Origin of the sequence: Natronoarchaeum sp. GCM10025703, from assembly GCF_042661985.1 — an archaeon.
Classification (GTDB): Archaea; Halobacteriota; Halobacteria; order Halobacteriales; family Natronoarchaeaceae; genus Natranaeroarchaeum.
This window is the reverse complement of sequence record NZ_JBHSZF010000001.1, coordinates 212,796-235,547: the sequence shown is the minus strand read 5'-3', so window position 1 is coordinate 235,547 and position 22,752 is coordinate 212,796. Positions and strand designations below refer to the sequence as shown.

The following is a 22,752-nucleotide window of genomic DNA, read 5'->3' as shown; positions in this document are numbered from 1 at the left end:
TGTTGCAGTCTTAAGGGTTGCCAAGTCCGACGTTCCACGGGTTCAGCGTGTTACTCCTCGTCACCCTCGACCGGCGAACGCTCCTCCGGGAGTTCGACGCGAACTTCGAGCACCCGGTTGTTCTCAGCCGTCTGGACGACCAGTTTGACCCCGTCGTGGGTGACGGTCTCTCCTCTTCGACGAGGCGGCCCGCCCGATCGAACACGAAGCCGGCGATCGACTCGAACTCGCCGCCCTCGGGGAGATCGAGATCCAGCGCGTCGTTGACCTCGTGAACGTTGACCTCACCGCGGACCAGCAAGACGTCTTCGGCAAGCCACCTGATCGGCACCTGCTCGGTCTTTCCGAGCACCTCGCCGATGATCTCCTCGACGATGTCCTCGATAGTGATGATTCCTGCTGTCGTCCCGAACTCGTCGACGACAATCGCAAGCCTGCGGCGGTCCTCCCTGAGTTCGGTCAGGATCTCGTCGACGTCTTTGGACTCGGGGACGATGTATGGCTCTATCGCAACCTCCCTCGCCGTCACCTCCTCGCTGTCACCGCCGGCAGCCACGAGGTCGTTCACCTCGACGACGCCAACGACCTCATCGAGCGTTTCCTCGTACACCGGTAGCCGTGTGAACCCACTGTCGATCGCCACGTCGACCGCTTCCTCGACGGTCGCGTCTGCGGAGACTCCCACGACGTCGAGTCGCGGCACCATCACTTCCTTGGCGATCCGGTTCCGGAAGCGGAGGATTCGCTGGAGCATAAGATGTTCGTCGGCCTCCAGTACTCCCTCGCGCTCGCCCGTCTCGATCATGTCTTCGATCTCCGATCGGGTCACGTAGGCGTTCTCGATGTTTCCCGCACTGCCCATCATCTTGTTCACGATTCGGGTCAGCCTATCGAAGATGACGATCAGGGGGAACAGAACGTACTCCGAGAGTTTCAGCGGGCGGGCCATCCGCAGCGCCCACGATTCGCTGTTCTCGACGGCGTAGGACTTGGGCGCACTCTCGCCGAACAGCAGGACGACCGATGTAATCCCGAACGTTGCGATGAGGACCGCCTGCCCGGCCTCGAAGTACATCCCGAGGAGACCCGTCGCGATCGAGGACATTCCGATGTTGGCGATATTGTTCCCAACGAGAATCGTCACCAGCAGGCGTCGTGGCTTCGATTTCAACCCCTCCAGCGTCTTCGCTCCGCGGACGCCGTCTTCGACGAGCGCGCTCACCCGGTGGTTTCCGAGCGAGAAAATAGCGATCTCAGTGGAGGCGAAAAACGCCGAGAGACCGATCAGAACGAGGATCGCGGCCACGCCGGCCGCCGTCACTACCTCTCGTGACAACAGGTCGGAACTGGCCGCGATCGATCCGCCATCTGCGGTCGCAAACACCGTTGCCAGTAGATCGACAGTAATCGGGTCGGATACGAACGGAAACATATCCTGAACGTATCGGTCCCAGCCGTAAAGTTTCATCTCGATGGCTCGTCACTCTCGATAGCGCTCCAGAACCTACAAATCCCGCGCCGCCGTGGTTCGAGATATGCACGTACTCGGCGTTGTCGGCCCCTCGGACTCCGGGAAGACCACGCTCGTCGAACGGATCGTCGACCGTCTGAGCGATCGCGGCAGCGTCGCGACGATCAAACGGATGACTCATGCGCCGGCGATAGATACCGACGGAAAGGACACGGCACGCCACCGGGCCGCCGGCGCGGAGGCGACCTACGGGATCACCGACGACGAGGGCTGGTTCGCCACCGGAACGAGTCGAACGCTCGATGAGACGCTCACCGAACTGTCGACAGAGTACGACTACGCAGTGGTCGAGGGATACAGCGGGGCCAACCTGCCACAGGTCGTCCTCGGCGGACGGGACCACGCTGGACCGGTCCTCGCGGAGGGGGCCGACGCCGACGCTATCGACGTTTCTGCTGTCCTTGCGGCCGTCGAGGACCACGAACCGTTCGAGTCGCTCGAATCGCTCGTTGCACGGGCGAAACGCTCGCCTGCCGCCGAACGGGCCGGGGCAATCGCTACGTTCACCGGGCGCGTCCGCGCGAAAGACGACCCCGAAGACGAACCGACGGAGTATCTGGAGTTCGAGAAGTACGAGGGTATCGCGGACGAACGGATGGCGACGATCAAGGAGGAACTCGAAGCCCGCGAGGGCGTTCAGCACGTCCTGTTGCACCATCGAACCGGACTCATCGAGTACGGCGAAGATATCGTCTTTGTCGTCGTCCTGGCCGGGCACCGTGAGGAGGCGTTCCGAACCGTCGAAGACGGGATCAATCGGCTCAAAGACGAGGTGCCGTTGTTCAAGAAGGAGGTCACCGTGGACGACGAGTTCTGGGTCCACCAGCGCGACTAGCCGTCGCGCGAGGGCAACTTCGCTCCGCGAGTCGCCTGTCTACGCCGCCAGTTCGCCCGTCACCCATCGTATCAATTAATAGTATATTACTCAAACGAAATAACAAAATACGGATTTAGAACCGGTTTTAAAACGTCTGGGAGATTTTGGACCGGCTTTGAAGCTTTGATGATAGCCGTAAAACGTCTACGATTACTGGAAAAATCTGCAAATCGGATCGAAACGGATCGAAGTAACCTCTCTTTATAACATATACCGGCGGGTTAGGTAGAATCAGGTGGTATCAATGAGTGCAACACCGCAGCCCTCCACGGACGATGACCCGCAAGCTAACCTCAGCAAGGAAGAGACGCTCCGACAGTACCTTGCGGAGAAAGCCAGAGACGGCGAGCTTTACTTCAAAGGGAAGTTCATCGCGGACGAGGTCGGTCTCTCGCCCAAAGAGATCGGCGCCCTGATGGTCAAGCTCCGGGATTCCTGCACGGATCTGGAAGTCGAGAAGTGGTCGTACACGAGCGCGACGACCTGGCGCGTCGAACCCGCCTGAAGATCCCTCTTTGCCGCCCTCCTCGTTTTCGCTGCTACTACCGCACAGTTAGCGACGACTCGTCGATAGCGTAGCCCTCGTCGTGGAGTCTTTAACCGTGGAGAGCATTACATCGGGATAGATGCACGCGACGGAGTCACCCGATATCGGACCACCGCTACAGGTGTTCACCGGCCGCTTTCACGTCCACGAGGTCCGCACCGAGGGTGACCGGATCGAGTACTACGGCACGCCACTGCTTTCCTACGAGAGTCTGCTCCGCGAACTCTGGCCCGTTTTCAACGATGCCGGCTATCGGATCACCTTCACCAGACGGGGCCGGACCGACGTCATCGTCGCAGAGCCAGTCGACGACGGGATCGACGGGATCCCATGGACGAACGTCTTCCTCCTTTTGGCGACTATCGTCTCCACGTTGATCGCCGGGGCGCTCTGGTTCCACATCGATCTGAGCAACGGCATACTCGCGATCATCGACGCCTGGCCGTTCACCGTCGCCCTGCTCACCGTGCTCGGGGTCCACGAACTCGGCCACTACGTTATGAGCCGGTATCACGGCGTCGAGGCGACGTTACCGTACTTCATCCCGATCCCCTCGATCATCGGCACCGCGGGCGCGGTAATCAAGATGAGCGGGCCGATCCCCGACCGGCGCGCGCAGTTCGACATCGGGGTTGCAGGTCCTCTCGCCGGACTTGTCGCGACGATCATCGTTACTGCGATCGGACTCACGCTCGACCCCCTGACCGTTCCGAGCGAGATCGCGGCCAGCGAGGAGGGGATCACGGTCATGCTCGGCCATCCGCCGCTACTGGAACTGCTCGCAACCCTCCTTGGAGAGTCACTGTACGCCAACGACCCCATCCGGAGCGTTCATCCGGTCGTCATCGGCGGCTGGGTTGGCATGTTCATCACCTTCCTGAACATGATCCCGGTCGGGCAACTCGACGGCGGCCACATCTCCCGGGCCATGTTCGGCACGCGGATGGAGGACCTCGCCGCGCTCGTCCCATGGACGCTGTTCGGGCTTGCCGGCTACCTCTACTACGTCGCGGACGTGAGCTTTTCGGGCTCGTTCATCTGGGTGTTCTGGGGGCTGATAGCGCTCTTTTTCGTGGTCGTCGGCCCCGCACAGCCGCTGTCGGAATCCTCGATCGGCCCCCGGCGGATGGCTATCGGAGCGCTTGCGTTCCTGCTCGCGGCGCTGTGTTTCACGCCGGTCCCGTTCGAGGTTATTACGTAACGTCCCGCCGATCCCCTGCTTAGCCGTGGGTGTAGCCCCGGTCTTCGAGCGGGTCCCCGTCCATCAGGATCCCCTCGCGCGTAGCACGCCCGATCCGGGTAACGGCGGTCGGCGAGCGCTCGGCAACGTCGTCGACGGCCTCCTCGGGGACGGTAAACACTAGCTCGAAATCTTCGCCAAAAAGAGCGCCGCCTCCCGGTAGTCGTCGTCCCCGTCCGTGACCTCGTCGACGGCCGCCGCGACCGGCACGGCGTCGAACTCTATTTCTGAACCCGCAGTCGCTCGCCTCGGATAGCTGGTGGAGCGACCGGGCGAGGCCGTCGCTGGAGTCCATCATCGCGGTTGCCTCGGATGCGACCGCCTGCCCGGCAGCGACCCGAGGCGAGAACTGGAATAGCTCGTTTCCGCGGTCGGTCGCCCCGGCGCGAAACTGCTCCAGGGCCGCCGCGCTCCGACCGAGGGCACCGGTGACACAGACTGCGTCGCCCGGTTGCGCCCCGCTTCGCAACACTGGCTCGTCGGTTCCCCGACCGCCGTCGTCGCCACGGTGAACTCGACGTGGTCGTCGAGGTCGCCGCCGACGTAGGCCCCGTCGACCGACTCGCAGACGTCGCGAGCCCCATCGACGAACTCGGCGAGTTCCGTACGGTCGAACTCGGGGGCGGCGTAGATGGCGACGGCGGCCGTTGCTTCAGCCCCCATCGCAGCGACATCCGATAGCGATGCGCCGACGGCGCGCCAACCGGCGGTGTATCGGGTGGTCCCCTCGGGGAAGTCGGTTCGCTCGTGGAGCATGTCAGTCGTGATGACCTGCTCGCCGACGACAGCGGCGTCATCGCCGGCGGCGTCTAGCTCCGTTTCGAGCATCAAAAGCGCGGCGCGCTCGTCCATGTCCCCTCCTTTCGGGAGCACCGAAAAAAGCGACTCGGTCGGCGGCACCGCCCCTGCCGAACGCCCCGGTTACCGGCCTCAATTGTCGGGCGAGCATCTTTCGCCCGTACCCACAGTGTTTAGCAATTTCAGTGCATATACGGATCAAATGGCAGGGACCGATAACTGGACGGCCCAGAACATGCCGGACCAGTCCGGACGAACGATCGTCGTTACCGGTGCGAACAGCGGCCTCGGGTTCGAGGCCACCAGGGCGTTCGCGAACAAGGGTGGAGACGTCATCATGGCGTGTCGCGACCTCGACCGTGGGCGGACCGCCCGGGACGAGATTCGCGAGGAAGTCCCCGACGCGGACCTCTCGGTAGAGCGCTGTGACCTCGCGGATCTCGATTCCGTCGAGACGTTTACAGAGCGCGTCAGCGACGAGTACGACGAACTACACGTGCTCTGTAACAACGCCGGGGTGATGGCCGTGCCCTATCGCGAAACGGCGGACGGCTTCGAGCTACAGTTCGGCGTCAACCATCTCGGGCACTTCGCGCTGACGGCCGGACTGCTCGACCTGCTCATCACTCCCGACCAGGAAACGCGGGTCGTCACCCACTCCAGTGGGGTCCACGAGCGCGGCGAGATCGACCCCGAGCGACTTATTTCTGAACGTAGCCAGCGACGATGCCGAAGCCTCCTACGACAAGTGGGGCGCGTACGGCCGGAGCAAGCTTGCGAACGTCCTGTTCGCGTACGAACTGGACCGACGCCTGAGTGCCGCCGACGTCGATGTAACGAGTCTGACGTGCCATCCCGGCTATGCAGCGACCGACCTGCAACGTCGTGGCCCGGAGCTTTCCGGATCGAAGGTACGGCTATGGATGGCGTCGGCCGCAAACCGGCTCTTCGGACAGCCAGCAGACCGTGGCGTGCTACCGTTGCTGTACGCTGCGACTGCCCCGGATATCGAGGGCAGCGAGTATATCGGCCCCGGCGGACTGATGAACATGCGCGGTTACCCCGAACGACAGCGGTCCAGCGAGGCGTCGTACGACCGCGAACTGGCGCGGGAACTCTGGGACATCTCCGCGGAACTCACCGGCATCACGTACGCCTTCGATCGGTACGCGACGGAGGCCTGAGCCCCGCCCCGGCCACGATACGATGGTCTTAAATGGCGCGGCAGGGAAGAAATCCCTATGACAACGGTGTACGACGTACCTGCGGACGCGCTCATCGAAGCGCTCGTCGAGGAGATCGAGATCGAAGAGCCCGACTGGGCCGAGTACACGACGACCGGCGTCGGCTCGGAACTGCCGCCCGAACAGGAGGACTTCTGGGCGACCCGCGCCGCGAGTCTCCTTCGCAAAGTCGCGATGAGTGGCCCGGTCGGCGTCGAGCGACTCTCGACCGAGTACGGTAGCTCGAAGAACGGCTCGAACCGCTACCGCGTCGCCCCCGACAAGCGAACCGACGGCAGCCAGAACGTCATCCGCACCATCCTCCAGCAGCTGAAGACGAGGATCTCATCACGATCGCCGATGGCGAGGGCCGCCGCGTCACTCCCGAAGGACAGAGCCTCCTCGACGAAACCGCGACCGAAGTGCTCGAAGACCTCGACCGTCCCGAACTCGAGAAGTACGCCTGAGCGACTGATACACTGTTTTACTCCGTATCTGCCACCCAGTAGCGGCGGCAATCGGCCTGCAGTCGTCCTCGTGGCCCGTCCGTAATGACTTTGCCGCCAGCGCGGCATTATCTAGATAGCCATGGGCAACAACCCCGACGAGGAGAAGATAGACGAGATCCGCCAGAAGAAGATGGAACAGCTCAAAGAACAGCAGGGCGAAGGGGGATCCCCGAAGCACAGCAGGCCCGACAGGAGCAGGCCGACGCACAGAAACAGGCGTTGCTCCGTCAGCACCTCACCGACGGCGCGCGCAAGCGACTCAACACGGTCAAGATGTCCAAGCCGGACTTCGGCGAGCAGGTCGAACGTCAGGTCGTCGCGCTCGCCCAGAGCGGCCGCGTGCAGGGACAGATCGACGAGGAACAGATGAAAGAGATCCTCGAAGAGCTCAAACCCGACTCCAAGAGCTTCAATATCCGGCGGCGGTAGGATGCGGCTTGGCCTCCTCTTCAGCGGCGGGAAAGACTCCACTCTCGCCGCGTTGCTGCTCGACGAGTTCTACGACGTGACGCTGGTCACCGCCCACTTCGGCGTCACCGACGACTGGCAACACGCCCGCGACACCGCCGAAACGCTGTCGTACCCCTTCGAGCGCGTCGAACTCGACGAGGGCGTCGCCCACGAGGCAGTCGAGCAGATGCGGTCGGACGGCTACCCCCGCAACGCGATTCAGGACGTCCACGTCCACGCGCTCGAAACCGTCGCCGGGATGGAGTTCGACGCGGTCGCGGACGGTACCCGGCGGGACGACCGCGTCCCCTCGGTCTCCCGCGCACAGGCCCAGAGCCTTGAAGACCGCCATGAGATCGATTATATCGCGCCGCTGTCCGGATTCGGCCGCGGTGCCGTCGACCGACTGGTCGAGACGACGCTCGACGTCACAGTCGGGCCGAGCGAGGAGATTCCGCGGTCGGACTACGAGGCGGAACTGCGCGCACTGCTCGCCGAAGAGCACGGCCACGAAGCGATCGGCGACGTCTTCCCGGACCACGAACAGACGTACGTGACTGACGTGCGTTCAGCGGGCGACGAGTAGGATCGTTTCCCGGCGAAAAAGGCTGCTCGCTCAATTCCTTCGCTCGCAGTAGGTTCTCTACGCCAGCGGCGTCCAGCACGACCTTTTTCGCCTCGGGTCGTGCTACGACCGCTCGGCGCAAAAATCTCGGCCAAAAAGGCTGCTCGCTCACTTCCTTCGCTCGCAGTAGGTTCTCTACGCCAGCGGCGTCCGCTCGACTACAGTCCCGTCCACCGTCGGATACTGCTCGACGATCTCGCCTTCCTCCACGTCGCCCTCCTCGATCATCTCTTCTAAGAGCCACCAGGCGATCTCGACGTGATCGGACTTGGCGGTGTAGAACTCCTCGGGGACGCCCATGTCGTCGAGTCGGCGTTCGGTTACCCACGTCTTGCCGTAGACGATGGTGCCGTCGTCGGTGATCTCGTCGAACTCCCGGCGGATGTTCTTGGCCATGCGCTTGAGTCGGCGGCGGTGCTGGGCGGCGTCCTTGAAGACGCTGGTACAGAAGTAGACCTTCTCGTGATCGCCCATGATGTCGAGAATCTCCTCGCGGTCGCCGTCGACGGCGCTCATGTGGCCGTCCTTGAGTTCGTAGCCCTGTTCTTGCATCCGGCGGTAGTTACCGTCGCTCATCTCGAACTCGTTGACGTTACAGAAGTCGGCCGCGCCCTCGTCCAGGAAGTCGAGGAACTCCGTCTCGGCGCGGATGCCGGGAATCTCGAAGGCGGGGGTTAGCCCCTCCTCGCGAGCGATGTAGAGGATCTCCTCCCACTCGGTGCCGTGGAGGTCGCCCCACTGCTCGTACGGCGGGTGAAAGCGGATCTCGTCGAGGCCGGCGTCCGAGAGGCGGCGCATGTTCTCGCGCCCGCCCGTGATACCGGTGTAGAGGTGCGTGTGGTGGTCCTCGCCGAACTCGTCTTTCAGCAGTTCGAGATATCGGCAGGTCCGGTCCATCGCCTCCTGTGGTTCGCCGCCGGTGATCGAAGTGCCCAGCGCGTCCATCCGGTGGGCCTCTTCGAGGACGTCCTCGTCGGATTCTACCTTTCGCTCGTTGGCGTAGACGTCCGTGACGTTCTTTCGGTTCTCGCCGAGTGGGCAGTAAAAGCAGTCGCGCTGGTCGCAGTACCCGTAGACGAACAGCACCATCTTTCCTCCTTTAGCGCACTGCTCGCAGCCCTTCGAGATCATTCGTTATCCCCTTTATGCGTCGGGTCCTGAAAAAGCGTGCGAATCGAGTCCCCTCCGAGCGGTGCGTGTAAGCAGGCCCCACACCGGCGCTGGGCCACAGAGTATTCAACCCTCCACTTCCTGTCCGTGTAGTATGGATCCACAGCGACGACGTGTTCTTGCGGCCTCCGGTGTTGCACTCACCGGCGGACTTGCGGGCTGTCTCGGCTTCGTCACCGGTGACGAGGCGCTGGAGGTCAGCGCATCGCCGGGCAGTGTCTCACAGAGCGCACTCGACAGCACGGGCTACGGGGAAAACACGGTGGAGGAGGCCGCCATCGAGGAGACCTTCGAGGTTGCGGACCAGAGCCGAACCGTGCGGCTCACGAACTGGCACAGCCAGTACGACCGGGCCGTCGAGATCGACCTGGTCGAGCGGTTTCAGGGTGCGGCCTTCAGCGTCCTCTCGACGCCGAAGTTCGAGATTGCCGGCCGGTCGGTCAACCCGATCGATCGCTGGGACACGGACCGCATCGCCGAGATGGTGCAGGACCGATACGAGGGGATCGAGGACCTGCAGTCGGTCGGCGAGTATTCGACGTCGATGCTCGGGGCCGAACCGACGATTACCGAGTACGAGGGTGCGGCGGGGATCGCTGGCTCCAGCGTGACGATCGATCTTCGACTCCACGTCTCCGAGGCGGTCGACCACGGCGAGGACTTCGTGCTCGCCATCGGCGTCTACCCGGATGCGCTTCCGGAGGAAGAAGAGAGCGTCGAGACGCTGTTCGAGGGCGTCGAGCACGAGTCGTAGCGTCAGGACCAAAAAGGTAAATCACGTGCGAGCGTAGCATCGTCCGATGCTGCTGGTGTTGTGTGTCGACCTCGACGACGACCTCGGCCGCAAAACGGGCATCTCGACGCCCGTTATCGGCCGGCGGGACGTCCGCGAGGCGGCCGTCGAACTCGCTACCGCCGACCCCGAGGACAGTGACGTCAACGTCCTGTTCAAGGGACTCAATATCACCGAATCCGTCGACGACGAATCGGTCGAGGTCGCTGCAGTCACCGGCACGAACGGCGGTGACGTCGCTGCGAACCGTGCAGTCGGCGAGGAGGTCGACACGGTGCTGGCGAGCCTTTCGACCCGCGAAGAGGTCCGCGCCCTGATCGTCACCGACGGCGCGCAGGACGAGAGCGTCGTCCCGGTGATCCGCTCACGAGTTACCGTCGACGGCGTCTCGCGGGTCGTCGTCCGGCAGGCACAGGACCTCGAATCGATCTACTACACGATCAAGCAGGTGCTGAACGACCCGGAGACCCGCGGGACGCTTCTGATGCCGCTCGGTATCCTGCTTTTGATGTACCCGCTGGCGGTGCTGGCGAGCGTCTTCGACCTTCCGGGACTCGTCCTCGGCGTCACCTCCGGCCTGCTCGGACTGTACTTGCTCTCACGGGGGCTGGGAGTGGGCGAGTACATCGATAGCGCGGCCGAAGGGGCGCGCAGGAGCCTCTACGCCGGTCGCGTGACGCTGATAACGTATCTGGTCGCCGCGGTTCTGCTCGTCATCGGCGGCGTGAGCGGCGTCGATCAACTCGAAACGATGCAGGCGGCCGATCCGGGCGGTCTCGGTGCGCTGGAAGTGCTCTCGGCGCTCGTCTACGGTGCAATCCAGTGGTTCGCGGCGGCGGGCGCGACGACCAGTCTGGGTCAGATCACGGACGAATATCTGGCTGATCAACTGGAGTGGCGCTATCTCAACGCGCCGCTGTACGTCCTCGCTATCGCAGTTGTCCTGCACGGCGTCAGCGCGTACGTTCTCGGTATCGAGGGCCTGTCCTACCTTGCGGCGGCGCTCACGAGCGGGACGTTGCTGGGAATCAGCAGTACGCTCGTCTTCGCGATTGCGGAATCGCGCTATCCGACAGACACCGAAGCGCCGTCCTGGTGCTCGCGGACGACGACGAACTCCGCGAGGTCACGGAGATACTCCCCAGCGTCAGTGTTGGCCGCTTCCGTGCGTTCGAGCGCGTCAATCGCGGCGTCGGCCTCCTCCCGGGCGAGTGCGGTCGCTTCGTCCGGCGTCAGATCGGTCACCTGCACCACCGACGGTCGATCCATCTCGGCGTCCTGGTTGGTCGGCTTGCCGAGCGCTTCGGCGTCGGCGGTCGTGTCCAGCACGTCGTCACGGATCTGAAAGGCGACGCCCATCCGCTCGGCGTACTCGCCGAACGCTTCGACGTCGAACGGATCGGCGCCGGCGGCGATCGCGCCGAGTTCCGCCGCGGCACGGAACAGCGCGCCAGTCTTCCGCCGCGCGAGCTGCATGTACTCCTCCTCGTTCGTTGGCTGGGCGACGAGTTCGGTCGCTTCACCCTCGCCCAGTTCGATCATCGCCTCCGTTGCCGCCTGCATCGCACGGGGCTCGTCGGAGAACAGCTCGAACGCTTCGCCCAGTAAGCCGTCACTAGCCACGATTGCAGGGCCGTAGCCGTGGGCTGTCCACGCGCTTTCGACGCCACGGCGCATCTCCGACTGGTCGATCACGTCGTCGACCACCAGCGACGCGTTGTGCACCAGTTCGATCCCGACGCCGAAGTCGACGGCGTCCTCGGCCTCCCCGCCGGCGGCTTCACACGCCAAGACGGTAACGAGCGGCCTGACGCGTTTTCCGCCCGACAGTGCGACCTGCTGGACCTCCTCGGAGAGCTCCGTGGGTTCGACATTTTCGAGCACCGCCTCCAGCCGATCCTCGACCAGCCCCTCCGGCGCTCCAGAAACTTCATTGACGCCGCGTTAGGAGTGCTCGGGCAAGTAGGTGACGGATCGATGGATACTGGTCGATCCTCCGGTAACAGTAAAAAACTACTTATCCTGTTTACTAGTAACATACCAACAGGTAAGCTAATCCAACTGGAAGGAAAGGACTCAAGTCGTTCAACACCGTTATACACCTTATGTCTGAGGCTCAAAGCGTCAGTCTCTCTTACGAGGATGGGGCGCGGTCGGTTGAACTTGCACGCGAGGCCGTCGAGGCATACGTCCAGAACGGACAGCGTGAACAGCCGGGAAGCATGCGCGAGGCATTTTACGAACGTACTGGGGCGTACGTTCGCCTCCAGTCGACCCGCGGTCGAGCGAGCCTCCGTGGATGTGCTGGCGCCCATCAGGGTGATGATCAACTCGGTCACGTCATCGTCGAAGCCGCCATCGAGGCGGCGAGCGACAACTCCTGTGGGTCCGAGGTGCGCCCGGCAGAGCTATCGAACATCACAGTCTCGGTCTGTGCGGTGACGAACCTCATCCTCACCGACGACCCGGTTGGGGACCTGGAACTGGGCACACACGGCGCAATCGTTGACGCCGGCGACAACAGCGCTTGGCTCTACCCCACCGTACCCGTCCAGAACGGCTGGTCGGCCGAAGAGTATCTCGACCGCACCTGCCGGAAGGCAGGTCTTCCCCCGAACGCGTGGCAGCGAGAGGACGTAATGATCACGCTCTTCGAGGGCGAAATATATCGCGAACGCGAGCCGAACGGCAGCGTCGAACACCTGTAGCTTCAGCAACTGCCGCCGACTTACTCCATTCCAACCAGATCCGCGTCCGCCGTGAGTCGCTCCGCAGCGGCGTCGAGATCGAACTCGCGGACGACTGCTCCGTCCCGGAGCAACGGCTCGAATAGCGATTCGCCGTCGGCCGGACCGTCCCGGCGTGCCAGCCCCACGTGGTGGCCACCGTCGGGGGTCCGGTAGACCTCTTTGATACCCGAGAGCTTCCCGCGTTTCGAGATCGGATCCCCATCGATAGCCACGATGTCGAGCGCGAAGTCCAGCGGATCGGCGTCGGTGACGTAGCTCCCAACGCCGAACCCGTCGGCGACATCCCGGAGCTTTCGCATGGTCTTGGGCGTAATCCCCCCGCTGACGAACAGGTCGATGTCCTCGCGACCGATGGCGTCGAGTTCCCAGTGGAGTTCTTTGAGGATATGTCTGAAGTCCCCGCGACGCGAACTCGTGGTGTCGATTCGGACGCTGTCCAGGTTCTCGCCCAGCGCGTCGGCAGCCCGTAGCGTCTCGTCGACCTCATCGGTGAACGTATCACAGAGCGCGACCCGCGGGACGTTCTCGTCGACTGCCTCGTCGAACGCGACCCACGCTGCTTCCTGGTTGCCCTTCCCGAAACAGAGCAAGAGCGCGTGTGGCATCGTTCCGCCGGCTTCCCGGTCGAGAACCTCTCCTGCCGCGACGTGGGAGATACCGTCCATCCCCGCGAGTACCCCGGCCCGCTCGACCAGCGGCGTGATCGCCGGGTGGACGTGTCGCGCGCCAAACGAGAGCACCTGCGAGTCCGGTGCGGCCCGCCGCGCTTGCAGGGCCTTCGTTGCGTACCCGCTGCCTGCGAGAGAAAACCCAGCAGCGAGGTTCTGAACCGGGCGAACTCCAGATACGGCCCCTCGATCCGCATCACTGGGCCGCCATCGAATAGTCGTCCCTCCTGTATGGCATCGACGTCGACGGATCGCCCTTCGAGCATGCGTGCGACGTCCTCGATTCCGGTAAAGACGTCGTACGTGCCGGTCGGAAACTGGTCGACGGTGACTTCCGCGACGACCGTCGGGTTCTTTCCGGCGTGTTCGAGGGTGCGCTCCGTGCGATGGAAGTACGAGTCCGTCGCCGTCCCGTCCCGGATCGCTTCCGCAGAAACCGTCCCGAACTGATCACTCATACGGCTACTGTTCGGGAGCGGCATCAAAAAACGTCCGTTCGGCCGTCAGTGTGTGGCAATACCGTCACTACTGCCAGTGGAGGCAGCTGCGGCGGTTTGGTCGCTGTCGGTAGCCGATACGGTCGAGGGCGTCGCGACCGACGCGGTTACCGGTTCTTCGATGGCATGGACCTCGTCGAGCGCCTCGACAGTCGGTGCGTAGACGATGGTCACCGTCGTACCGTTCTGGACGAGGCGGTACGCCCCCGCGAACGATTCGCCCTCGTCGACCTGGTAGGTCCGGTTGTCGATGGGTTCGGCGGCGTTGCCCGTCAGTAGCTCCGCGTAGCCCGATGCGAACTCCTCGGCGTCGGACTCGGTCTCCCACTCGGACTCGAAGACGTGGGCCTGCTCGTCGCCGTCCTCGTAGACGACGATGCTGTCGCCGTCCCAGCCGTTCGTCAGCGGGTGCGCGTAGTTGTACCGGGCGTACTCGCCGCTCGCCGAAGTGATCTGTTGCTGGTCGATCACGCCGTTGTACCAGAACGCCGCAAACAGTCCGGCCTCGCCGAGCATCTCGGAGCGCGGGCCGTCCTCGCCGACTGGCTCCCACGCGTCGGTGCTTCGATCCGCGATGTCGACGTCCGTACCGGGGTCGTCCGGATAGCGGTCCGGATCGATGATCTGCGCGGTACTCGTCGGATGGTCCTCGTAGGCCGCGTTGACCCCTTCCCAGCCCTCACGCTCCTGTAGTTCGTGGACGAACTGCGGGCCGTCCGAGTAGGGGTGGAAGATAGACAGGTAGAGCCCCTCGTTGAACGACTGCTGGCTCGCACCCGACCCCCTTCGACGGGGTCGATACACTCCCACTCGGTCCCACAGCGTTCCTCGTACCGGTCCATGATGTAGTTGCCCTCACCCTCCAGAAGCCCCAGCCAGCCAAGCCGCTCGTCGCGGGTTGCAGTGTCGCGATTGATCCCGAAGTGCTGGTCCTGCAGGGCGTGCGTGAGTTCATGGACGAGCGTCCCACGGTCCACTTCGACCGCGTCCGGATCGTCGGCGACGAGAACGATCTGTCCGCCCCGGGCACTCGTGTAGTAGCCCTGGACCGACGAGCCGTACAGCGCGCTGAACTCCTCGTCGACGCTGCTGTCGTCGCCGACGACGAAGGCCGCCCGCCAGAGCTGTTTGTCCAGCGCGTCGTAACTCCGCTCGGTCGCGCTGCCGCTCTGGAACTCCTCGCGGCTGATCACTTCGACTGGCACCGCCTGCTCGAAGTTCAGCCGACGGTCCTGTTCGATCCGGGCCATCGCTCGTTTCGTGACAGCCTCTAACTCACCCTCGTCCAGTCCGTCGCTCGTGTCGACGTCGATGGAGTCGTCGTACTCGTAGCCATCGACGTGGCCGAGTTCGCCGTCGTCGAGCGGCTGTGGCCCCTCATCGTCGACTGTCGGCACCGTACAGCCGGCAAGCAGTAACAAGAGACCGACTCCGATCGCCGCCACGATCCTCGTGTTCACGTCCCTACACAACTGCTAAGCAGTGTTAAAACTGTCCGCTCCGGGTGATATCGTCGGGGACGATCAACCGCCGTTGCGTCGCCGCCGAAGGACAATCAGAAACGCACCGAAGAGGCCAATCACGGCGGCTACGATCCCGAAGCCCGGTATCTCGTCGGTGCCGGTGTCGGTGCCGGTGCCGGTGTCGTCGGCAGGCGTCGACTGTGGGAGTTCCCACTCGGTGGTCGATTCGGCGGTGCTTTCGAGGTCCGAAAGTTGATCCACGGTTGGCGCGTGGACGATGGACACTTGTGTCCCCTCGCGGTCGACGTAGTACGCCCCCGCAAACGCGTCGCCGGACTCGTAGGTGCCGGCCCGACCCTCGACGCGGTCCATACTCCACGCATCGTCGAGCAGTCGGTCGTAGCCCTGCCTGAACGCCAGTGCGTCCTCCTCGCTCTCCCACTCGGTCGCCCAGACGTAGCCCGTCTCGCCGTCCTCGGATTCGTAGACCTGTAGCCGGTCGCCGTCCCAGCCAGTGACGTACTCGTTGCTGTAGTTGTAGAGCCTGTAGGGCGAGTCGTTGTCCTGCAGCTCGCTCGGTTCGATCAGCTGATCCGCCGCCGAGTCGAACGTCGGGTTAGCGAACATCGTGAACAGCCCTGCTTGCCCGACGGTCTCGTAGTCGGGTCGCCCCTCGACTGTCAGTCGCTCCCACTCGTCAGTACTGTTGTCCTGTATCGTCACGTTTGTCGACTTGTAGCTCGGATACCGGTCGGGACTGATCACCTCGGCTGTCGTTCCGGGCGGGTTCTCGTACAGTTCGTTGACCGGCCCCCAGTTGCCGGCCGACTGCTCGCCGGGGTCGTACTCGTAGCGCGCGTCGACGAACGCGGGGCCGTCGCTGTACGGCTGGAAGGAGAGGAGATAGAGGCCGACGTTCGCGAGGTCGTCCGGCCCGGGTGCTGGCTCGGGATCCTGAACCTCTATGCAGGTATCCGCCCAGACGCCGTCCTCGCAGGCCCCTTCGTAGAGCTGTTCGACGTAGCCGACGTCACCCTCGATCAGTCCGTTCTCTGCGGTGCTGCGTCGAGCATCTGCTCGTCGAAGCGACTCAGATCGAACTGTTGGTCCTGCAGGGCGTGACCGAGTTCGTGGGCGAGAACCGTTTCGTCGAACTCCAGTGACTCTTCGTCGTCCGCGATGACGACGATCCGATCAGTGGCTGGGTCGTAGTATCCCCCACGCCCGTTTCGAGGTTCTCCCGCCGGACCTCCGCGACATCCGTGTCGTCGACGAGCAACAGGGCCTCGTAGACAACGTTCTCGAACGCGCGGCGGTCCTCCGATACGTTCCACTGGGCGGTTTCGTTCGCGAACTCCTCGCGCGTGATCACCTCGACTGTCGTCTCGTTCTCGAAGGGGAGACACCGGATCGCTTCGACGCGGGCCTCGGTCCGGGCGACCAGCGCGTCGAACTCGGACTCGTTGAGTCCTCCTGTCGTGTTAACGTCGAGTGGTTCGTCGTACCAGTAGCCGTTCGACCAGCCGAGGCCGTCCTCCGCCGGATCGGCGTAATCCTCGGGTGGGTCCATGGCGCATGTGTGGACTACACCGCCGTCGCTCACATCGCCGTCGCTCTGGAGTGTCGTACTCGCCGTTGCGACGTCGCCCTCCTGCGGGGTCGCCGTCCCGGTCGCTTGAACGGTCGCTGCGCTGCCGATAGGGATCGCAACCAGTGAAAGTGCAAACAGCAGGGCCATGCACACGGCGAGGTGCTGGCGCATGGTCACAGTATCGTGACAGGCGCATAAAAACTGTTTGTAATGGACGTTAGTGACGGTCCAGACAACGTCTTCCGTCGGCTCCAGGGGGTTCGCCGCAGATATCGTGGATTGAACGTATGACAGCCGTCTGACTCAGTTTTTTACCTCACGCTTCGGTACAAACTGTCATGCCACGACAGTACTCCATCGTCTGTGACGACGATGTCGGCAAGCGAGTCGAGCGACTCGCCAGGGAGTACGAGCTCACGGAACAGGAGGTGCTCCGGCAGTTGATCGAGCGCGGACTCGAAGATTCCGATCCCGCCCAGGCGTTCGAGGGATTCTTTCTGGAGAGCGGGCTCCCACAGATCGGACACCGATCCTTGTTCTCGTCGAACTCGCGACCACAGCCCTGACACTGGAACTGCCAGTTACGCTGTTCGGCGATTCCGTCCCGTGCGATCACTTCCACGTCGACGTTGAGCTTCTCGGCGACGTTCTGCATCGCGTAATCATCGGTCACCAGCCGGCCGTCGAGTTCGAAGGTCGCGGCGATCAGCCGAATGTCAGTGTCCGAGAGCGCATCGAGGTCGCCACTCTCGCGGGCCGCCCGTTCGATCTTCTCGACGGTCTCGTCGCCGGGGATATGGATATGCATCCCCGAGCCCTCCATCGCGTCGTACCGGTAGGCGCTCTCGTCTTCGAGCTCCTCCCGGACGAGCGGGATGGTTGCTGTCTGGCTATCGGTGTGATACTCGTTGATAAACGCTGAGGAGTCGAGAACGTACATTACCGCTTTACGACGATGTAGTCTTTCACTGCCTGGACTGCCTGGACGGGGACGCGATAGCGGCCGCTTTCGTCGGTCCGGAGATCGCTTCCGTGGCCCGTCGTGTCTTCGTCGGGCTCGATGACGACGTCGTGGAGTTCGCCGCTTTTCAGATCCATCGTGATGTTGTACAACATGCCGAGCTCGGTTCCGTCAGTACCCATGACGGCTTTTCCGGAGAGGTTTTCCGCGAGTATGTCGGACATACAGACTCGTTTCGCCTCCTGTAGTATAAACGCCACGGGCGGAACCGACACCGTTTTTTTATCGCGACGACCGGCGGTGGAGTCCTGTTCTGGGCCGAACACTGAAGGTGTGTGGGGTCGTACCACGACGCATGGAGGTCTGGCAATGGGTGCTCGTGTACGCACTCTTGCTCGTCCTGGTGCAGGCGTTCGTCTATCTGTACCTGCGTGGCGAGGACCGTGACCGGTCGTTCGACCTCTCCGACGAGGGAGAACACACGCAGGGGACGACGCCGAGCGCCGCGCCGAGCCAGCCCTATCCCGCGCACACACAGCACGGTCGGCACCCCGAAGGCGCTCCCGAGGATCGCCCGGAAGTCCACCACGCAGTTGCGGCGGGTGAGGACGCCATCGTCTGCCAGCACTGCGGCACCAGAAACGAACGCGAGGCGATCTACTCGTACTGTCGAAGTTGTGGGAGCCAACTGGGCGTCTGATGCCGCGCCGACCGGGTAGCCGGGACTTTTTAGCCACCGGACTGTCTGTGACACCGTGCCCCGAGCAGTAGCGATCAACGTCGCCGCGAACACGAACCTCCCCGGCGTCCGCGGTCCCATCTACGCCGACGGCCGGTTCGAGTACGTCCCGATCCCGGAGCGTGAACCGGTCGACGAACCGGTCCCCACCTACGCGGATCTCGACCTCCGCACGTCGCTCCCCGACGGTCACCTCGACACGCCGGTCCACCTCGACCCTGCCTTTGCCGAATACGCCCACTGCGACCGGTACACCTACGGCGACGAGCACGGCGTCAAGGCCGGTCCGCTGACCGATCTGTCGGCGGGCGACTACGTCTTCTTTTACGCGACGCTTTCGGCGACCGACGAAGAAGCCGAACCGACTGTCGACGACGAAAACGCGCCAACTGCGAGCGACGAACCACGCGCGCGCTGGATCGCCCCCGAGTGGGGTGCCTACGTCATCGGCCAGTTCCGTCTCGCTCGCGACCCGCTTACCGGGGAGGAGTATCGAGCGCTCCCACCGGCCGAGCAGGAGTGGTTCGCGTCCAACGCCCACGTCCGCCGGGAACAGTTCGATGCGAAAGTGCTGCTCGCCGGCGATCCGGACGACTCGGCGCTGTACGATCGGGCGGTCCCGCTCAGTAGCGCTGAGGCGGGGAGCGACGCCAACCGGTTGGTCACCGATCTCTCCTCGGATTCCGGCAACGGGCCGTGGTGGCGTCGCCCGATGCGGTTCGACGCCCCGGCCGTCGAGGAACTGCTCGCGATCCGGCGGACTGGCGCGTTCGATCGCTGTTTCCGCTGAGACTACTCCTCGTCGATGCGCACGACCAGCACTGGCTGATTCGCGCGACGGATCACGTTCTCGGTGACGCTTCCGAGCAGGAACTTGCTGATTCCCGTCCGGGCGTGGGTCCCCATTACGATGGCGTCTATCCCGTTCTCGTCGGCATACTCGACGATACTCTCGTCCGGGGCCCCCTCGTCGACGCGTGTGACGGTCTCGACGCCCGCCTCGGTCGCTCTGCTCACGACGTCGGCGATGACCTCCCGGCCCTCGGTCCGGAGGGATTCCCGGATCGTCTCCCATCGACCGTCAGTGAGTCCCCTCCTGGGGTCGTCGTCGACGACGTAGAGCACGTGTAGCCGGGCCCCCGTGAGGTCGGCGAGATCCATCGCTTCGGCGACTGCGCGCTGGCCGCCGGGGCTACCGACTGTCGGGAGCAAGATCTCCTCGTACATGATACCAGTTTCTTTTCGTCCCGTGGCTCCGAAAGTGTCGGGGTATGTTTCAGCCGGCGAGCGCCGTCTTGACAGTCTCGATACTGTCCGTCTCGACGATGACGGCGACCTGATCACCCTCGTTGAGCGTCGTCCCGGGCAGCGGGATAGTCAGAGATTCGTTCTTGCGGCCGTGTGCGTAGATCCGTGCGCGCTCGGGTAGGTCCACGTCGTGTATCTGCTTGCCGGCCGCGCTCTCGCCCACGCGGAACACCGATAGCTGGAGTTTCTCGGTGAGATCGGAGACGACGTTGAAATCCCCGCCGAGTAGCGCCGTCTTCGCTCCGGCCGCGCCGAGGCGCTCGGGGTAGATGACCTCGTCGACGTCGTCGGCGTACTTCCGGTAGATATCGTGTCTGTAGTCCTCGTCGATCCGGAGCACCGTCCGACAGCCGTGATGTTTCCCGATCATGCAGGCCGCAAAGTTGGCGTTGAGATCACCGGTTAGCCCGCCGACGGCGTCGACCGTTTCGAGATCCGCCTGCTCCAAGGTACTGTCCTCGCTCCCGTCGCCCTCGATCGTCTCGAACCCGTCCGACTCGGCGCGTCTGACCTTCTCCGGGCTCTCGTCGACGACGATCACTTCGTGGCCCTCCTCGCGGAGGATGCGTGCGGTCCGGATGCCCACACGCCCGTACCCTATGATAACGAACTTCATGCGATAGTGGTACGCTACCGGGGATAAAAAAGGCTGGCGACGCTCACGGTTCCGGCAGGCGATCTCACCGAACGATCGGCGACGCCGGAAACGCGAGTACTCCGGCACCCACCAGCGCGGTCCCGAGATACGGGCCGACCGGCGAACCAGCGAGCAGTCCGAGTCCGATCCCGCCCGTCAGGACGACCCCGAGGGCAACGACTGCGGTGCCGACGCCACGTACCGTCGGAGTGAGCGACGCGGGACCATGACCGACCGTGGTCCACGCGACCAGTCCGCCGACGGCCGCACCGGCCGCGCTGGCGGCCGGGCCGCTGCCACCGGTGACGAGGACGGCGAGACATCCTGCGAGAACGGCGGCTACGAGCGCCGGTGTCGCCGGATCGTCGAGTCGCCTGCACGCCGGCAGGGCAACGGCGAGGACGCCCGCTCCGAGGAGGGTTCCGGCCACCACATCGACCGGGTAGTGGACGCCCAGGACGACCCGCGAGACGCCGACGAGGGCGATGGCGGCACCCGCGAGGAGCAGCCGACATCGCCGGGAGGGGCTATCGAGCAACGCCGCGAGCGCGCCCCACGTCACTGTCGCCCCGAGAGCGTGACCGCTCGGGAAACCGTCCGTGGTTGCCGTCGTCTCACGTTCGTAGAACGGCCGAGCGATCGATGCGACCGATTCGGCGGGTACTGCGGGACCGGTTGCTGGACGGGGAGGCCGAACACCGCCTTCAGAACCAGTACCAGCGAGAGCGCCGTCAGCGAGACGCCGAACAGCGCGGCGATGTCGCGGCGGCCAGTGAACCAGTATGCGAGCGTCATCGCTATTACGAGGATCCAGACCTCGCCCAGTAGCGTCGCCCCGGCAAAGGGGAGCGCGGCCCACTCCGGCGTCGCTCCCTGAATCGCCTCGACGCCGGTAAACCACGCCGTCATCTAGGAGCGCCACTCGCCGATCACGTTCCGAAGTCGGCCGGGCACGCCGAGCACGTTCAGTCCGACACCCACCAGCAACATCAGAACGTATAGCCCGAGTGTCGACAGCCAGATGACCAGCATCGCCGCGACAGCCCACCCGCCGTTGAGGTAGACGAACGCCCCGATGGTCATCGCCGTGCCGTACAGCAAGACGAGATACGGCCCCCAGCCCCGTGCATGACCGCGGCGAACCCGTCGACGGACGTAGCGCTTGAGATCGCTCTCGACGCTATCGCGATCGACTGTCCGGCTCTCGACGTCGTCCTCGAAGTCGTCTAGCTGTTTTCTGAGCTCTGCTGCTCGCTGTTGAGCCGCTGCACCTCACTTTTCGGTGCGGTACCGGTACTCGCCTCGCCCTCGTCGGTATCAGCGTCGACGCCAGCCTCCTCCGGTCCGGGGCCGGCCATTCCGACGCCACGATCCTCGCTATCGTCGTGTTCGCTGGGTTCGTCGTCCGTCATCGCTTCCGATTGTGTGACACGTCGAACGCCACCACGTTGTAGTTGCCGGTCCTGTTCGGGTTGCTTGTCGGTACTCTCCTCCGGTTCCTCCTCCTGTGCCTGCCCCACGTCGACTTCCCCGCTCGCCGCTTGTTCGTCGATATGGCCGCTAAACACTGCGTTGACGACCGCACCGACCATTACGATCAGCGCACCGAAGTACAGCCAGGTGAGCAACAGCAAGACACCCCCGATGACGCCGTACGCCGCAAAGTTGCCCGCGAACGCCGTGTACAACTGGAATCCAACGCCGAGAACTATCCAGCCGACCGCTGCGATCACCGTTCCGGGTACCGCATCGATCGGGTCGAGACTCGGATCGGGCATGACGAAGTACATCGGATAAAACGCCACGACGAGCGTCGAGAAGAGGATCAGCGTCGCTATCTCCTGGCCGAGTGGACCCAGCGGGAGTCGGCTGATCGCCGTGCCGATGATAGTCACCGCTCCAATGCCGACAATGATCGCACCGAACACGGTCGCGCCCGTGATCATGCTATCGAAGAACGTCGTCGTTCTGGCGGTGCCGTACACCTGTGCGAACGCCCGATCGAGTCCCCGAAAGAGCCGTAATGCGCTCCAGAGCAACACGGCTGCCCGATGGCTGTCGCGCCGCTACGACCGGCCTCGCCGGTCAGCGCCTCGACCAGCGCCTCCTGGGCCTCCGGCGTCAGGAACTCCCCGACGAACGCGATAATCTGTCCCTCGAAGACGTCGCCACCCATGATCGATCCGATCACCAGCGCGAGCAGCATCAACGGGATCAGGGAGACGAAGGCGTAGTACGCGACCCCCGCCGCCAGAAACGTGATCCCTTCGGACTGGGCCGTCCTGAGGATCGTTCGTAACTGGTCTACCGACGACATCGATGGGTCTCCCACAGAATGTATATGCGGGTAATCATACAAAAACTGGTTGCGTGGT

Annotated in this window: 23 protein-coding genes and 9 pseudogenes; 12 read left to right on the top strand and 20 right to left on the bottom strand. The window is 63.8% G+C overall.

Annotated features, from left to right (window positions below; all coding sequences use genetic code 11):
* Nucleotides 1-10: 10 nt before the first annotated feature.
* On the bottom strand, nt 11-1,432 hold the full coding sequence (locus ACFQH2_RS01300) for a hemolysin family protein (RefSeq protein WP_377076361.1): 1,422 nt from the start codon (nt 1,430-1,432) through the stop codon (nt 11-13).
* 103 nt (nt 1,433-1,535) lie between these two features.
* On the opposite strand from ACFQH2_RS01300, the gene ACFQH2_RS01295 reads away from it, so the two are divergent.
* The 3 genes from ACFQH2_RS01295 to ACFQH2_RS01285 all read left to right on the top strand — a co-directional run bounded on the left by ACFQH2_RS01295 (nt 1,536) and on the right by ACFQH2_RS01285 (nt 4,156).
* Nucleotides 1,536-2,366: a molybdopterin synthase gene (locus ACFQH2_RS01295; protein WP_377056074.1), complete on the top strand. Its 831-nt coding sequence runs from the start codon at nt 1,536-1,538 to the stop codon at nt 2,364-2,366.
* Between the two features lie 286 nt (nt 2,367-2,652).
* Nucleotides 2,653-2,913: a DUF7123 family protein gene (locus tag ACFQH2_RS01290; RefSeq protein ID WP_377056072.1), complete on the top strand. Its 261-nt coding sequence runs from the start codon at nt 2,653-2,655 to the stop codon at nt 2,911-2,913.
* Nucleotides 2,914-3,034: 121 nt separating this feature from the next.
* Nucleotides 3,035-4,156, top strand: coding sequence for a site-2 protease family protein (locus ACFQH2_RS01285; RefSeq protein ID WP_377056070.1), 1,122 nt, complete (start codon nt 3,035-3,037; stop codon nt 4,154-4,156).
* 19 nt (nt 4,157-4,175) lie between these two features.
* Here ACFQH2_RS01285 and ACFQH2_RS01280 read toward each other — a convergent pair whose 3' ends face one another.
* Together ACFQH2_RS01280 and ACFQH2_RS01275 are read right to left on the bottom strand one after the other, a co-directional pair.
* Complete coding sequence (locus ACFQH2_RS01280) at nt 4,176-4,595, bottom strand: hypothetical protein (RefSeq protein ID WP_377076957.1); 420 nt, start codon at nt 4,593-4,595, stop codon at nt 4,176-4,178.
* Nucleotides 4,490-5,047 carry an AIR synthase related protein gene (locus ACFQH2_RS01275; protein WP_377076360.1) on the bottom strand — a complete coding sequence of 186 codons (558 nt, stop codon included), beginning with the start codon at nt 5,045-5,047 and terminating at the stop codon, nt 4,490-4,492. Before ACFQH2_RS01275 ends, ACFQH2_RS01280 begins: the two co-directional genes overlap by 106 nt.
* A gap of 148 nt (nt 5,048-5,195) precedes the next feature.
* On the opposite strand from ACFQH2_RS01275, the pseudogene ACFQH2_RS01270 reads away from it, so the two are divergent.
* The 4 genes and pseudogenes from ACFQH2_RS01270 to ACFQH2_RS01255 all read left to right on the top strand — a co-directional run bounded on the left by ACFQH2_RS01270 (nt 5,196) and on the right by ACFQH2_RS01255 (nt 7,761).
* A pseudogene (locus ACFQH2_RS01270) lies at nt 5,196-6,177 on the top strand (oxidoreductase).
* 57 nt (nt 6,178-6,234) lie between these two features.
* Nucleotides 6,235-6,683, top strand: a pseudogene (locus ACFQH2_RS01265) (30S ribosomal protein S19e).
* Nucleotides 6,684-6,804: 121 nt separating this feature from the next.
* Nucleotides 6,805-7,154 (top strand): annotated as a pseudogene (locus ACFQH2_RS01260) (DNA-binding protein).
* 1 nt (nt 7,155) lies between these two features.
* Nucleotides 7,156-7,761 (top strand): DUF7411 family protein, encoded by a 606-nt coding sequence (locus ACFQH2_RS01255; RefSeq protein ID WP_377056060.1) that lies wholly within the window; start codon nt 7,156-7,158, stop codon nt 7,759-7,761.
* 174 nt (nt 7,762-7,935) lie between these two features.
* Here the strand turns inward: ACFQH2_RS01255 and ACFQH2_RS01250 are convergent, their stop codons facing one another.
* Nucleotides 7,936-8,931, bottom strand: a complete 996-nt coding sequence (locus ACFQH2_RS01250) for a radical SAM protein (RefSeq protein WP_377056058.1) — start codon at nt 8,929-8,931, stop codon at nt 7,936-7,938.
* A gap of 133 nt (nt 8,932-9,064) precedes the next feature.
* Between ACFQH2_RS01250 and ACFQH2_RS01245 the strand changes: the two genes are divergently transcribed.
* Together ACFQH2_RS01245 and ACFQH2_RS01240 are read left to right on the top strand one after the other, a co-directional pair.
* On the top strand, nt 9,065-9,724 hold the full coding sequence (locus ACFQH2_RS01245) for a DUF6517 family protein (RefSeq protein WP_377056056.1): 660 nt from the start codon (nt 9,065-9,067) through the stop codon (nt 9,722-9,724).
* 46 nt (nt 9,725-9,770) lie between these two features.
* A pseudogene (locus ACFQH2_RS01240) lies at nt 9,771-10,844 on the top strand (DUF373 family protein); the annotation flags it as partial.
* Here the strand turns inward: ACFQH2_RS01240 and ACFQH2_RS01235 are convergent.
* Nucleotides 10,829-11,697: pseudogene (locus ACFQH2_RS01235) on the bottom strand (polyprenyl synthetase family protein). The pseudogenes ACFQH2_RS01240 and ACFQH2_RS01235 sit on opposite strands and share 16 nt — an antisense overlap.
* 171 nt (nt 11,698-11,868) lie before the next feature.
* Between ACFQH2_RS01235 and ACFQH2_RS01230 the strand changes: the two are divergent.
* The gene (locus ACFQH2_RS01230; protein ID WP_377056050.1) at nt 11,869-12,471 is read left to right on the top strand and encodes a TIGR00296 family protein; all 603 of its coding nucleotides are present in this window, start codon (nt 11,869-11,871) and stop codon (nt 12,469-12,471) included.
* A 20-nt stretch (nt 12,472-12,491) separates the two neighbouring features.
* Here ACFQH2_RS01230 and ACFQH2_RS01225 read toward each other — a convergent pair.
* The 8 genes and pseudogenes from ACFQH2_RS01225 to ACFQH2_RS01190 all read right to left on the bottom strand — a co-directional run bounded on the left by ACFQH2_RS01225 (nt 12,492) and on the right by ACFQH2_RS01190 (nt 17,917).
* A pseudogene (locus tag ACFQH2_RS01225) lies at nt 12,492-13,639 on the bottom strand (nicotinate phosphoribosyltransferase).
* A gap of 45 nt (nt 13,640-13,684) precedes the next feature.
* On the bottom strand, nt 13,685-14,482 hold the full coding sequence (locus ACFQH2_RS01220) for an Hvo_1808 family surface protein (protein WP_377076359.1): 798 nt from the start codon (nt 14,480-14,482) through the stop codon (nt 13,685-13,687).
* Nucleotides 14,470-15,075: pseudogene (locus ACFQH2_RS01215) on the bottom strand (Hvo_1808 family surface protein); the annotation flags it as partial. The gene ACFQH2_RS01220 and the pseudogene ACFQH2_RS01215, both read right to left, overlap by 13 nt.
* A gap of 126 nt (nt 15,076-15,201) precedes the next feature.
* Nucleotides 15,202-15,402: a PGF-CTERM sorting domain-containing protein gene (locus ACFQH2_RS01210; RefSeq protein ID WP_377076956.1), complete on the bottom strand. Its 201-nt coding sequence runs from the start codon at nt 15,400-15,402 to the stop codon at nt 15,202-15,204.
* Nucleotides 15,394-16,209, bottom strand: a pseudogene (locus ACFQH2_RS01205) (Hvo_1808 family surface protein); the annotation flags it as partial. The pseudogene ACFQH2_RS01205 and the gene ACFQH2_RS01210, both read right to left, overlap by 9 nt.
* Nucleotides 16,210-16,231: 22 nt before the next feature.
* Nucleotides 16,232-16,903 carry a hypothetical protein gene (locus ACFQH2_RS01200; RefSeq protein WP_377076358.1) on the bottom strand — a complete coding sequence of 224 codons (672 nt, stop codon included), beginning with the start codon at nt 16,901-16,903 and terminating at the stop codon, nt 16,232-16,234.
* A 313-nt stretch (nt 16,904-17,216) separates the two neighbouring features.
* A pseudogene (locus ACFQH2_RS01195) lies at nt 17,217-17,672 on the bottom strand (NOB1 family endonuclease); the annotation flags it as partial.
* On the bottom strand, nt 17,672-17,917 hold the full coding sequence (locus ACFQH2_RS01190; protein WP_377056038.1) for a PRC-barrel domain-containing protein: 246 nt from the start codon (nt 17,915-17,917) through the stop codon (nt 17,672-17,674). The gene ACFQH2_RS01190 and the pseudogene ACFQH2_RS01195, both read right to left, overlap by 1 nt.
* 131 nt (nt 17,918-18,048) lie before the next feature.
* Between ACFQH2_RS01190 and ACFQH2_RS01185 the strand changes: the two genes are divergently transcribed.
* On the top strand, nt 18,049-18,393 hold the full coding sequence (locus ACFQH2_RS01185; protein WP_377056036.1) for a DUF7577 domain-containing protein: 345 nt from the start codon (nt 18,049-18,051) through the stop codon (nt 18,391-18,393).
* Nucleotides 18,394-18,448: 55 nt separating this feature from the next.
* The gene (locus ACFQH2_RS01180) at nt 18,449-19,222 is read left to right on the top strand and encodes a hypothetical protein (RefSeq protein WP_377056034.1); all 774 of its coding nucleotides are present in this window, start codon (nt 18,449-18,451) and stop codon (nt 19,220-19,222) included.
* Between the two features lie 2 nt (nt 19,223-19,224).
* On the opposite strand, the gene ACFQH2_RS01175 is transcribed toward ACFQH2_RS01180, so the two are convergent.
* The 7 genes from ACFQH2_RS01175 to ACFQH2_RS01145 all read right to left on the bottom strand — a co-directional run bounded on the left by ACFQH2_RS01175 (nt 19,225) and on the right by ACFQH2_RS01145 (nt 22,709).
* Nucleotides 19,225-19,659, bottom strand: a complete 435-nt coding sequence (locus ACFQH2_RS01175; RefSeq protein ID WP_377056032.1) for a universal stress protein — start codon at nt 19,657-19,659, stop codon at nt 19,225-19,227.
* Nucleotides 19,660-19,708: 49 nt separating this feature from the next.
* Nucleotides 19,709-20,356, bottom strand: coding sequence for a potassium channel family protein (locus tag ACFQH2_RS01170; RefSeq protein ID WP_377056030.1), 648 nt, complete (start codon nt 20,354-20,356; stop codon nt 19,709-19,711).
* Between the two features lie 64 nt (nt 20,357-20,420).
* Nucleotides 20,421-21,017 carry a phosphatase PAP2 family protein gene (locus ACFQH2_RS01165; RefSeq protein WP_377076955.1) on the bottom strand — a complete coding sequence of 199 codons (597 nt, stop codon included), beginning with the start codon at nt 21,015-21,017 and terminating at the stop codon, nt 20,421-20,423.
* Nucleotides 20,936-21,286, bottom strand: coding sequence for a hypothetical protein (locus tag ACFQH2_RS01160; RefSeq protein ID WP_377077016.1), 351 nt, complete (start codon nt 21,284-21,286; stop codon nt 20,936-20,938). The genes ACFQH2_RS01165 and ACFQH2_RS01160 overlap by 82 nt, the downstream gene beginning before the upstream one ends.
* Nucleotides 21,287-21,478, bottom strand: a complete 192-nt coding sequence (locus ACFQH2_RS01155) for a hypothetical protein (RefSeq protein ID WP_377076357.1) — start codon at nt 21,476-21,478, stop codon at nt 21,287-21,289. It lies immediately after the preceding gene.
* Between the two features lie 125 nt (nt 21,479-21,603).
* A complete protein-coding gene (locus ACFQH2_RS01150) occupies nt 21,604-22,362 on the bottom strand; it encodes a YihY/virulence factor BrkB family protein (protein WP_377076356.1) in 759 nt (252 codons plus the stop codon).
* Complete coding sequence (locus tag ACFQH2_RS01145) at nt 22,320-22,709, bottom strand: YhjD/YihY/BrkB family envelope integrity protein (protein WP_377076355.1); 390 nt, start codon at nt 22,707-22,709, stop codon at nt 22,320-22,322. The genes ACFQH2_RS01150 and ACFQH2_RS01145 overlap by 43 nt, the downstream gene beginning before the upstream one ends.
* Nucleotides 22,710-22,752 lie beyond the last annotated feature (43 nt).